Origin of the sequence: Acetivibrio ethanolgignens, from assembly GCF_001461035.1 — a bacterium.
In the GTDB taxonomy this organism is placed as follows: Bacteria; Bacillota; Clostridia; order Lachnospirales; family Lachnospiraceae; genus Velocimicrobium; species Velocimicrobium ethanolgignens.
In genome coordinates this window covers 1-12231 of record NZ_LNAM01000158.1, presented here as the reverse complement: position 1 = coordinate 12231, position 12231 = coordinate 1, and the positions used below count along the sequence as shown (strand labels likewise).

Below are 12231 nucleotides of genomic sequence, written 5' to 3'. Positions count from 1 at the left end.
AATTGACAAAGCTGCAACTTAATAATAATATATAGTTGCTAACTGACAAAATTATACGAGTAAGCTACAATATATAGAAAGGATTAGCAGCATGAGAGAAGAATGGAATGGATTTGAAACAGGCAGCTGGACAACGGATATCAGTGTAAGGAGCTTTATTCAGCACAATTACACGCCATATAAGGGTGATGATTCCTTCCTTGTTGGACCAACCGAAAGAACCCAGGCGTTATGGGAAGAGGTAAAGGTTCTGATGAAGGAGGAAAATGAAAGGGGAATTATTGATGCAGAGACTCTGCACCCTTCTACCATTACCACCTTTGGTCCGGCTTATCTGGATAAGGATAAAGAGGTTATTGTGGGCTTTCAGACAGATAAGCCATTAAAGCGTGGCATTATGCCAAATGGCGGCATCCGTGTAGTAAAGAATGCTCTGGAGGCCTATGGCTATAAGCTTGACCCTACGACAGAGAGTATTTATACCCATAACAGAAAGACTCATAATGACGGAGTATTCGATGTGTATACCGATGCCATGAGAAAGGCGAGACATACCGGTATTATTACCGGACTCCCGGATGCCTACGGAAGAGGCCGGATTATCGGTGATTACAGAAGAGTTGCCCTGTATGGGGTAGATGCATTGATTGAAGAGAGACTGGAGCAGAAGAAGCTTCTGGAGAGAGATGTTATCGAATCTCCGGATATCCGGTTAAGAGAAGAGCTTTCTGAGCAGATTAAGGCATTAAAGCAGTTAAAGGAAATGGCTGCCGGCTATGGCTATGATATCGGAGCTCCGGCAAAGGATTCCCGGGAAGCTGTACAGTGGACCTATTTTGGATACCTGGGTGCTATTAAGGAGCAGGATGGTGCGGCAATGAGCCTTGGCCGTGTATCCACCTTCCTGGATATCTATTTTGAAAGAGATCTAAAGAAGGGAATTATTACGGAAGAGGAGCTGCAGGAGCTGATAGATCAGTTTGTTATGAAGCTTCGTATGGTACGTTTCCTTCGTACACCGGCGTATAATGAGCTGTTTTCCGGAGATCCTACCTGGGTAACCGAGTCTATCGGCGGTATGGGTATGGATGGAAGAACTCTTGTAACCAAGAATAGCTTCCGTATCCTGCATACCCTTTATAACTTAGGACCAGCACCAGAGCCTAATCTTACAGTACTGTGGTCTAATTCCCTGCCAAAGCCATTTAAGGAATTTTGTGCAAAGGTTTCCATTGATACCAGCTCAATTCAGTATGAGAATGATGATATCATGAGAGATGTGTGGGGCGATGATTACGGTATTGCCTGCTGCGTATCTGCTATGCGGATTGGTAAGCAGATGCAGTTCTTCGGAGCAAGAGCTAACCTCGCCAAGGCACTTTTATACGCTATCAACGGTGGCCGTGATGAAAAATCCGGTGAGCAGATTGGACCAATGTTTGCACCGATTACCAGTGAATACCTGGACTATGATGAGGTTATGGCAAGATTTGACCAGACGCTTGACTGGCTGTCCGAGCTGTATATCAATACTTTGAATGTGATTCATAATATGCATGATAAATATAATTATGAAAAGCTGCAGATGGCACTTCACGATGTTGATGTATTCCGTACTGAGGCTTGCGGTATTGCAGGACTTTCTGTAGTAGCAGATGCTTTGTCGGCTATCCGGTATGCAAAAGTAAAGACCATTCGTGATGACAGTGGATTAGTTGTGGATTATGAAATTGAGGGTGAATATCCGGCCTTTGGTAATAATGATGACCGTGTAGACCAGATGGCAGTAGATTTGGTGCACACCTTTATTGGTAAGCTTAGAAAGGTAAAGACCTATCGTAATGCAAAGCCTACACTGTCTATTTTAACAATTACTTCCAATGTTGTATACGGCAAAAAGACAGGAAACACACCGGATGGACGTAAGGCAGGTGAGCCCTTTGCACCGGGTGCAAATCCAATGCACGGAAGAGATAAGAGCGGTGCATTAGCTTCTATGGCTTCTGTCGCTAAGTTAAAATATAAGGATGCACAGGATGGTATTTCCTATACCTTCTCTATTGTGCCAAAGGCATTGGGAAAAGAGAAACAGGGAAGAATCGAGCATCTGACTGCTTTACTGGATGGTTATTTCTGTGATGGCGGTCATCATATCAACATCAATGTATTTGATAAGGAAACTTTGCTGGATGCGATGGATCATCCGGAAAAATATCCGCAGCTGACCATTCGCGTTTCTGGCTATGCAGTAAACTTTATCAAGCTCTCCAGAGAGCAGCAGCTGGATGTAATTAATCGTACCTTCCATGAAAGAGACTAAGAATATGAGTGAACTGACAGGAAGAATCCACAGCTTTGAGAGCTGCGGAACGGTAGACGGACCGGGAATCCGGTTTGTGGTGTTTTTACAGGGCTGTCCCTTGCGGTGCCAGTACTGCCACAATGCAGATACCTGGAATCCTGAGGAGGGAAGAACCTATACAGTAGAAGAGCTTTTAACTGAAATTGTAAAATATAAGTCTTATATGCGGTTTTCCGGCGGTGGGGTAACTCTCACCGGCGGTGAGCCGTTAATGCAGGCGGAATTTGTGAAGGAGGTTTTCAAGGCATGTAAGGAGCAGGAAATCCATACGGCCTTGGATACCTCTGGATTTCTATTCCATGAAAAAACCAGAGAGGCACTTACGGTTACGGATCTGGTACTTCTGGATATAAAGAATTTTGATCCGGAGCGGTATCATGAGGTAACAGGAGCTGCTTTAGAACCAACATTACAGTTCCTTAATTATACGAGAGAAAAGAATATTCCGGTTTGGGTCCGCTATGTACTGGTTCCGAGCCTTACGGATAATCTAGAGGCTGTAGAGGCCATGGCAGAGTATCTGAAGGAATACCCAAATGTGGAGAGAATTGAACTGTTGCCCTTCCATAAGATGGGAGAATTTAAATGGAAAGAAAGAAACCTTTCTTATCAGTTAAAGGAAGTAGAAGAGCCAACCCAGGAGCTGGTGTCAAAGGTACGTTTTCTTCTGGAAAAATCTGGTAAATTAGTGCAATAGCCTTTGATATAAGAGAAAAAGCAAAATATGTAAATTTAGAGACATTGTACAAGGAATGTGATATAATATCTTTACATATGCCACTGCTTGACAGCACTTATTATTTCCAATCGGGATATGGCCTATCTGCGGCAGTTCCCTAATGTTACGATGACCCAGCATATGGCATTTTATACAGATGCTGCGGTATCGAGTATGGTAGAGGGGGCTATTTTAAGTCTGGATGCCTTTTATCGCACAGGAAGCAATGAGTATGAAATCTAAATAAAATTAAATAAGGGGGATTTACACATGGAGAAGCGTAAATTACTATTAGTAGCCGAAGGAAAGGAAAAGGCAGACCTGGTTCTGAAGGGAGGACGGGTCTTAAATGTCTTTACCAACGAATTTTTGGAAGGGGATGTAGCGGTCTGTCAGGACACGATTGTCGGCATTGGACAGTATGAAGGCATCCGGGAAATTGATTGCCGGGGCCGCTACATTGTACCAGGTTATTTCGATGCTCATGTACATATTGAATCAACGCTTGCGATGCCAGGGGAGCTTTCTAAAGCTGTTTTAAAGTCAGGAACAACAACGTTGATTGCAGACCCACATGAGCTGGTCAATGTAAAAGGGAAAAAGGCGTTAGATTTTCTTTTGGCAGCGACAGAAAATGTTCCACTTAATGTCTATATCATGATTCCGTCATCTGTACCGGCGACACCTTTTGATACCAATGGTGCAGGAGAGTTCATGGCAGAGGATATGGAAGAGTATTTGAAAAAGGACAGGATTTTGGGACTGGGTGAGGTTATGTGCTTTACTGACGTGGTGGCAGGAGAAGAGAAAATACTGGATAAGCTTTCTCTTTTTGAAAAGAAGCATATTGATGGCCATGCACCAGGGCTTTCTGGTGGCAATTTACAGGCTTACCGATTGTCCGGTGTCGAAAATGATCATGAATGCTCTACTATAGATGAGGTTAAGGAAAAGTTAAGAGCCGGTCTTTCTATATTTATCCGGGAAGGAAGCGGAGCAAAGAATCTGGAGCCAATTGTAAGCGGTATGCTGAAGGAGGGACTGCCATTTTCCCGCTGTGCTTTCTGCACGGATGATAAGCACCTGGAGGAGATAGAAGAGGACGGACATATCAGTGTCTGTGTCCGAAAGGCCATTGCCTTAGGAATGGAGCCGGCAGAGGCCTATAAGACGGCTTCCTGGTATCCGGCATCAGCCTATGGATTAAAGCATCTGGGAGCTGTGGCACCGGGCTACCAGGCAGATTTGGTAGTCTTAGAGGATGTTAAAACTGCAAAGGCTACTATGACATTATATAAGGGTATTCCGTCAGAGGAATATAGAGTAGAAGGCTTTGATTTTACTGGTTGGGAGGAGCTTTTACATACGGTAGAATTTCCAACACTTACAAAGGAAAAGCTGATTGTGAAAAAAGAAAACAAAAACCATGTTCTTGGTATGATACCAAAGGAGCTTCTGACAGAGCATCTTTTTGAGGAGGTACCAGGAGAAAATGGTGTATTTCTTCCAGATGCAGTTTATAATAAGCTGTGTGTCGTAGAGCGGCATGGCAAAAATGGCAATGTCAGTGCTGCACCGATTAAGGGCTTTGGTATTAAAAATGGGGCGGTAGCGACCTCGGTATCTCATGATTCCCATAATATTATAGCGGCAGGAGATAATGATGAGGATATTATAGCAGCCGTCAATTATTTAAAAGAAATTCAGGGTGGCTATGTTCTTGCTTCTGGTGGAAAGGTAGTGGGAGCTGTTCCTTTAGCTGTCTGTGGACTTTTAAGTAAAGAATCCAAGGAAGAAATTCAAAGGAAGGCAGGAAAAATACTTTCTATGGCAAAGGACATGGGAGTAGCGGAAGGTATTGATCCGTTTATCACCCTTTCCTTTATGGCTCTTCCTGTAATTCCAAAGCTCCGGCTTTTAGATACTGGCCTGTTTGATGTAGAAAAATTTGAGAAAATATGAGGTTACTATGAAGAAAAATAAAATGATACTGGTGCACCTTTTGTGCCTGTTTACCAGCATTGTCTGGGGAACCACCTTTATCTCAACAAAGGTTTTACTGGAGAATCTTCATCCAATGAAAATTATGCTGATTCGTTTTACAATCTGTTATCTGCTTTTATGGGTGGTTTATCCAAGGATAGAAAAAACCAAAAGCTGGAAGGATGAGGCTCTGTTTGCAGTAACTGGATTTTCAGGGATTACTCTCTACTATCTATTTGAAAACATGGCACTTATGCATACCTTTGCTTCTAATGCCAGTATTATTATTTCCGTAGCACCGATGTTTACTGTTATTTTTGCTTGCTTTATATATAAGAATGAGAAGCCAGGGAAGAATTTCTTCTTTGGCTTTGCTGTGGCTATGGCTGGTATCATTTTAGTAGAGCTGAACGGAAGCCTTGTTATGCATATGAGTCCCTTTGGCGACTTTCTTGCCCTTTTAGCAGCTGCGACCTATGGAATTTATGCGATTTTTTATAAAAAGCTTAGTGACCGTGGGTATAATTGCATTGCTGCTACCCGGAGAACTCACTTTTATGGTATTTTATTTCTTCTTCCTTTTTTATGGAAGGAAGGCTATGGTATGGAAACAGAGCTTTTAAAGCAGCCGGTTATCCTGGGTAATCTTTTATATCTGGGGGTAATTGCCTCAGCCGTCTGTTATCTTTGCTGGAACTATGCTATTGAGGTTCTGGGAGCAGTAAAGACCGGTGTATATATCTACATTTTACCGGCGATTACGATGCTTACCTCTGCTCTGATTTTAAAGGAGCCGATGAGTTGGCTGGCTGTGCTGGGGTGTGTTCTTTGTATAATGGGGCTTGTAGTGTCCGAAAAAAATTGATATACTAATACTAGATATGGGCCCTTCGATGGCACGGCATCGAAGGGTTCTTTTCTTAAAATGTCGTGCAGAAATGAGGACAAGTTATGAAAAACTGTAGCTTATTAGTAAAGGGAATCGTTCGTAGCGAGGATAAGTATTTGATATTAGCAAAATGGTATGACGATTGCATCATGGATCCGTACCAGTGGCAGTTTGTGGATGGAGCAGTAGACTTTGGCGAGTCTCCGGATGCCGCCGTACTTCGTCTGATTGAGGAGCAGACCGGACTGACTGCGGAGGTAGAGCGGATGCTGTATACCTGGAGCTTTACCATTGAAGACACTCACAAGGTGGGTATTGCTTATGTATGTATTGCAGATACGGATCCGGTAATTTTATCGGAAGAACTAAGTGAGGCCCGCTGGGTGACCAGAGAGGAATTAAAGGATTATATTGATAACCAGAGGGTATTGGCTGATATTGAACGGGCAGAGCTGTAAGCTGCAGAAAGGAAAAATAGATGAGGGTATTGATTAAAAACGGACGTCTGATTGACTCATCTACAGGACGGAATGCTAATATGGATCTGTTAATTGAGGATGGCAAGGTAAACAAGGTAGCACCCATGATTGAAGGAATAGAAGCTGATACAGTAATTAATGCTTCTGGAAAATTTGTAATGCCGGGCTTTATTGATATGCATGTGCATTTACGGGAGCCGGGCTTCGAGCATAAGGAGACAATTAAGACAGGAGCTCGGGCAGCAGCCAGAGGAGGTTTTACGACAATTTGTGCGATGCCGAATACAAAGCCAGTCATTGATTGTCAGGAGATGGCAGAGCTTGCAATAGAAAAAGCTAAGAAAGAAGCAATCATTAATGTGATTCAGGTCGGAGCCATTACTAAGGGGCAGGAAGGAAAAGAACTGGCTGATATTGACGGAATGAAGAGAGCCGGTGTAATTGCTCTTAGTGAGGATGGAAAAAGTGTTATGGATGCAGCACTTTACCGGGAGGCTTTAAAGAAGGCGAAAAAGCATAATATGACGGTACTAGCTCATTGCGAGGATAAGAATCTGGTAGGAAATGGGGTCTTAAATGCCGGTAAAAAGGCAGAGGAGCTCGGCATGCCGGGGATTACCAATGCAGTAGAGGATGTAATTGTGGCAAGAGATATTCTTCTTGCAAAAGAAACAGGGGCAAGACTACATCTTTGCCACTGCTCAACAAAGGATAGTGTAGACCTGGTAAGTTGGGGAAAGGAGCAGGGATTGTCTCTGACAGCAGAGGTTTGTCCACATCATTTTACCCTGACAGAGGATGATATTCTTGGGGATGATGCGAACTACAAGATGAATCCGCCGCTTAGAAGCCGCGCAGATGTAGAGGCTTTGAGAAAAGCCATGTCTGATGGTGTTATGGATGTAATTGCTACAGACCATGCACCACATAGTGCGGAAGAAAAGGCATGTTCTATTAAGGATGCACCTTTTGGTATCGTTGGTCTGGAGACAGCCTATTCTCTGGCTGTTACTGAGCTTGTGGATAATGGCTGGATCAGCCACTATCAGCTTTGTGAAAAGCTTACGAAGAATCCGGCACGGATTCTTGGAATTGAAAGAGGAAGTCTGGCAGTAGGCAGTGTAGCAGATATTGTTATTACTGACCCGACAGCAGAATATGTGATTGATTCTTCTAAGTTTGTGTCTATGGGACACAATACTCCCTTTGATGGCAAGAAGGTTAGAGGAAAGATATGGATGACTCTTGTTGCAGGAAATATAGTGTATAGAGGAGAACAGGACAATGATTAACAAGCTGATTCACAAAATTGAAGAAAACAAGGCGCCTATAGTAGTAGGACTGGATCCAATGCTTGGATACATTCCGGAGCATATAAAGGAAAAGGCTTATAAAGAGCATGGTGAAACCTTAGAGGGTGCAGCAGAGGCTGTATGGCAGTACAATAAGGGGCTTATCGATGCTACCTATGATTTGATTCCGGCAGTGAAGCCGCAGATTGCTATGTATGAGCAGTTTGGTATTCCAGGACTGGTAGCCTTTAAAAAGACGATTGATTACTGCAAGGAAAAGGATTTGGTTGTCATTGGTGATGTGAAGCGTGGTGATATCGGTTCTACCTCCGCTGCTTATGCAACAGCCCATATCGGCAAGGTGCAGGTAGGGGAGAATACCTATCGTGGCTTTGATGAAGATTTTATGACTGTTAATCCTTACTTTGGAATTGATGGAATCAAGCCTTTTGTAGATGTATGTAAGGAAGAAAAGAAGGGTATCTTTGTCCTTGTTAAGACCTCGAATCCTTCCAGCGGGGAGTTCCAGGACCGTCTGATTGATGGAAAGCCATTGTATGAGCATGTAGCTGAAAAGGTGGCCCAGTGGGGTTCTGAATGTATGGGAGATTCCTACAGCTATGTAGGCTGTGTTATTGGTGCAACCTATCCTCAGATGGGTGAGGTGCTTCGTAAGATTATGCCAAAGCAGTATATTTTAGTACCTGGCTATGGTGCCCAGGGTGGCAAGGCTAAGGATTTAGCACCGTATTTTAATAAGGATGGACTGGGAGCTATTGTAAATTCTTCCCGTGGTATTATTGCTGCTTATAAGCAGCCTGCCTATGAAAAATTCGGAGCAGAGTGCTATGCAGATGCCTCCAGACAGGCAGTAATCGACATGAGAGAGGATATTAATTCAGCCATTTTAGGATAGGAGAAATTAAGCTATGAAGTTTAAAAATACAGCAAAGGTAGAGAACTCTGATTGTCTCACCGGGAACATATACAGCCTGTGGATTTCCGATGAAGAGATTGCCAGGGAGGCTGTACCGGGACAGTTTCTGGCTCTTTACTGCAAGGATGGAGATCGGCTTTTACCACGACCTATCAGTATCTGTGAAATTGAAAAAGAAAAAGGACAGCTTCGTTTAGTATACCGGATTGCCGGAAAGGGAACGGAGGAATTTTCCCAGCTGAAGGCTGGAGATACTCTGGAGGTTATGGGACCCTTAGGAAATGGATTTGTCCTGGAGGGTAAAAGGGCAATTTTAATTGGCGGTGGTATTGGTATTCCACCGATGCTGGAGCTTGCAAAAACCTTAAGAAAAAAGGGCAGCTTTGAGGTGCAGATTGTACTGGGTTATCGGAATGCTGATACCTTCCTTGCAAAGGAATTTGAAGCCTTTGGAGCAGTTTATCTCGCAACAGAGGATGGAAGCCTGGGAACAAAAGGAAATGTCATTGATGCGGTTCGTGCCAATGGCTTATCGGCAGACATGATTTTTGCCTGCGGACCGACGCCGATGCTTCGCGGCATCAAGGCTTATGCCGAAGAGAACAGTATTCGTGCCCAGATTTCCCTGGAGGAAAAGATGGCCTGCGGTATCGGAGCTTGTCTTGCCTGTGTATGTAAGTCAAAGGAGATAGATCATCATACCAATGTTCACAATAAACGAATCTGCTGGGATGGTCCTGTTTTCTATGCAAATGAGATTGAGCTATAGGAGGAAGAGATTATGAATATGTCAGCAAATATTGCCGGAGTAGAGCTTAAGAATCCGGTTATGACAGCCTCCGGAACCTTTGGCTCAGGAGCAGAGTACAGTGAATTTGTAGATTTAAACCGTCTGGGTGCTGTAGTTACCAAGGGTGTAGCTAATAGCCCATGGCCGGGCAATCCAACCCCTCGGATTGCGGAGACTCATGGAGGTATGTTAAATGCCATTGGACTTCAGAATCCGGGTATCGACTTATTTGTAAAACGTGATATTCCATTTTTAAAAAAATATGATACAAAAATTATTGTAAATGTCTGTGGAAAGACGACGGAGGATTACTGCGAGGTAGTAGAGCGGCTGGCTGGGGAGGAGGTAGACCTTCTGGAAATCAATATTTCCTGCCCGAATGTAAAGGAGGGCGGCATTGCTTTTGGACAGAATCCCAAGGCGGTAGAGGCGATTACCTCTGAGCTTAAAAAGCGTGCAAAGCAGCCAATTATTATGAAACTGAGTCCAAACGTAACGGATATTACCGAGACAGCCCGGGCAGCGGAGGCGGGCGGTGCCGATGCATTGTCTCTTATCAATACGCTGACCGGTATGAAAATAGATATCTATAGACGTAGCTTCGCCCTGGCAAATAAGACCGGTGGCTTATCCGGTCCTGCTATCAAGCCTGTTGCTGTCCGCATGGTTTACCAGACAGCCCAGGCAGTTAAGCTTCCGATTATAGGAATGGGTGGTATCGCGACAGCAGAGGATGCGATTGAGTTTATGATGGCCGGTGCGACTGGTGTTTCCATTGGAACTATCAACTTTTCCAATCCGAGAGCTACTCTGGAGGTTATTGAAGGCATGGAGCGGTTTATGAAGGAACAGAAGATAGAGGATATCCAGGAAATTATAGGATGTGTAAAATAGGGGATATAGGAGGAATCGGAAATGGAACAGTACAAGCAGGAATTTATTGAGTTCTCTGTTATGTCCCAGTTTTGAAGGTTTAAAATGCCGATTTTCCTTGAATTTAAGCTGTTTAACCGATTTTTGCTATTAGAAAAAGTTATCATAACTTATCGCCATTTGGTGCAGTTTGATAAAAGTTTGGTACAGAAAATGGTACAGTAAACCATTAAGAAAAGCATAGAATAATTTAATATTTGGACACCTGCATAAGTCCATAATTAGTTATAGAAATATAATTGATTATGGACTTATTTTAGTGCCTAAATTTATTGGGTGGAGAAATTCGCATAGACAGTAGAAAAATTGTTCTATGGCGATTATGGTGGGTTTTAGAGCCATTATATAGCACAAATTGATACACAGTTAAAAGACATATTTCATTGGCAAAAATTAAGGAGGATTAAAAACAAAATGAAAGAAAAAATTGTTAAACCAGGTATTGTAAAACGAGTTGTGGAAAAACTAGAAGGTACAAAAATTAACATTGGAGGTAACAAGCATTCTTATAAGAGAGAATACAATCTTAAATATACACAAGAGATTGTAGATAACGTGATTTGTGCGTTTATGGATGTTATTGTTGATATTATTGAAAATGGTGATTCTGTAAAACTGAATAGCTATATGATACTTGAGCCAAAGTATTACACTGAAAAACGAGCAAGAAACCTCTATGAGGACAAAGAGATTATTATACCTGCACAGTACAGAGTAAAGCTGATTGTTGGTTCAAAACTAGAGGAAGCGTGTAAGAGGCTTTCTGAAAGAGAATTAAGATGATGAGAGGTTATAAGCATGAAACAAATTAACGATATTGAAGAAAAGAAACGTATTATTGCATTCTATAAATGCATATATAATAAGCATCCTCAAAATATTTTATGTAATAGTAGGATTTATGACGTGTGGCTCCGTTTGTGGAGAAAAGATTTTGAAGTGGATGGTAAATGTTTAAAAATGTGGCATCAAAAATTTGTAGAATCTGTTGCAAAGCATAAACATCACGCAGAACCACCAGCTTATTATACGGAATATAATGATCTGATTAATTCTGTTACCGATTTTGCAAATGCAAATTATAATATCAAGGCAAGCCAGAAAGAGAATCAGCAACATTGTAAAGAAATGCTGAAAGAATACAGAATTAATTGCGAAAAGGAATTAAACTCGTTAATAGAAAAAATCAATAAAGAAGATTTGTCCGTAGTACATTCAAATCCAAACGATTTTATGAAGTTAGCGAAGTACATTTTAAAACAGAATGATACTGTACTATTTAAAGGTAATTTTGATGAGATGAAAGAATTTATTTTAGAAATGGAGAAAAATCAATGAATATTTTAACAGTAGAAGAACTAAAAGACGTATTGAAAATTAGCGAAAAACAGGCTAAAGCACTTATGAGAACTAAAGAATTTCCATCAATTAAAATCGGTAGAGAATATCGAGTAGAAGAAGAAGCATTGATTGAATGGATGAAAACAACTAAATCTATCAAGTTGGATTATAGTAAGTGTTAATATTTATAGGTGAGACTACAGCCTTTAAAGTAGGATATTTCGCAGTCGGCACGAAGTAAAATAAAGTTTCCGACATCAGGATTCAGGAGTAAGTCTGATTATTTCTATGGTGCTATTCTGCACAAATTCTCATTATATGATAAAGATATTTTGAAAATTCAATAGGATAAGTGGATTTATAAGGCTTCGTCTGTTTTGTCGAGGTCTATTTGTTGTGCAATCTTCAATATGAAGTTAGCAAACAATTTTTCTGAATCTCTGGTTAATTATAATGAACCCATAAATTAAGACAAAAAAATCGTTGTTTTTAAGTTGGATTTCCCTT

Annotated in this window: 13 protein-coding genes; all 13 read left to right on the top strand. The window is 41.8% G+C overall.

Annotation, left to right across the window (positions count from 1 at the left end):
- Positions 1–91: 91 nt before the first annotated feature.
- The 13 genes from pflB (at position 92) to ASU35_RS10050 (ending at position 11906) form a co-directional block, all read left to right on the top strand.
- On the top strand, positions 92–2320 hold the full coding sequence (gene pflB / locus ASU35_RS10105; protein WP_058352903.1) for a formate C-acetyltransferase: 2229 nt from the start codon (positions 92–94) through the stop codon (positions 2318–2320).
- A gap of 4 nt (positions 2321–2324) precedes the next feature.
- The gene (pflA, locus tag ASU35_RS10100) at positions 2325–3059 is read left to right on the top strand and encodes a pyruvate formate-lyase-activating protein (RefSeq protein ID WP_083504241.1); all 735 of its coding nucleotides are present in this window, start codon (positions 2325–2327) and stop codon (positions 3057–3059) included.
- An 87-nt stretch (positions 3060–3146) separates the two neighbouring features.
- On the top strand, positions 3147–3323 hold the full coding sequence (locus ASU35_RS19285) for a hypothetical protein (RefSeq protein ID WP_207644131.1): 177 nt from the start codon (positions 3147–3149) through the stop codon (positions 3321–3323).
- 27 nt (positions 3324–3350) lie between these two features.
- Positions 3351–5042, top strand: a complete 1692-nt coding sequence (ade, locus tag ASU35_RS10095) for an adenine deaminase (RefSeq protein ID WP_058352901.1) — start codon at positions 3351–3353, stop codon at positions 5040–5042.
- Positions 5043–5049: 7 nt separating this feature from the next.
- Complete coding sequence (locus tag ASU35_RS10090; RefSeq protein WP_242861257.1) at positions 5050–5928, top strand: DMT family transporter; 879 nt, start codon at positions 5050–5052, stop codon at positions 5926–5928.
- An 86-nt stretch (positions 5929–6014) separates the two neighbouring features.
- Positions 6015–6410, top strand: coding sequence for an NUDIX domain-containing protein (locus tag ASU35_RS10085; protein WP_058352900.1), 396 nt, complete (start codon positions 6015–6017; stop codon positions 6408–6410).
- Between the two features lie 20 nt (positions 6411–6430).
- Positions 6431–7723 carry a dihydroorotase gene (locus ASU35_RS10080; protein ID WP_058352899.1) on the top strand — a complete coding sequence of 431 codons (1293 nt, stop codon included), beginning with the start codon at positions 6431–6433 and terminating at the stop codon, positions 7721–7723.
- A complete protein-coding gene (gene pyrF, locus ASU35_RS10075) occupies positions 7716–8639 on the top strand; it encodes an orotidine-5'-phosphate decarboxylase (RefSeq protein WP_058352898.1) in 924 nt (307 codons plus the stop codon). Before ASU35_RS10080 ends, pyrF begins: the two co-directional genes overlap by 8 nt.
- 13 nt (positions 8640–8652) lie before the next feature.
- Complete coding sequence (locus ASU35_RS10070; RefSeq protein ID WP_058352897.1) at positions 8653–9429, top strand: dihydroorotate dehydrogenase electron transfer subunit; 777 nt, start codon at positions 8653–8655, stop codon at positions 9427–9429.
- A gap of 12 nt (positions 9430–9441) precedes the next feature.
- Entirely contained in the window at positions 9442–10344 is a 903-nt protein-coding gene (locus tag ASU35_RS10065) for a dihydroorotate dehydrogenase (RefSeq protein ID WP_058352896.1), read from the top strand.
- A 453-nt stretch (positions 10345–10797) separates the two neighbouring features.
- On the top strand, positions 10798–11166 hold the full coding sequence (locus ASU35_RS10060; RefSeq protein ID WP_058352895.1) for an HU family DNA-binding protein: 369 nt from the start codon (positions 10798–10800) through the stop codon (positions 11164–11166).
- A gap of 15 nt (positions 11167–11181) precedes the next feature.
- A complete protein-coding gene (locus ASU35_RS10055) occupies positions 11182–11721 on the top strand; it encodes a hypothetical protein (RefSeq protein ID WP_058352894.1) in 540 nt (179 codons plus the stop codon).
- Positions 11718–11906 (top strand): helix-turn-helix domain-containing protein, encoded by a 189-nt coding sequence (locus ASU35_RS10050; protein ID WP_058352893.1) that lies wholly within the window; start codon positions 11718–11720, stop codon positions 11904–11906. Before ASU35_RS10055 ends, ASU35_RS10050 begins: the two co-directional genes overlap by 4 nt.
- Positions 11907–12231: the final 325 nt, after the last annotated feature.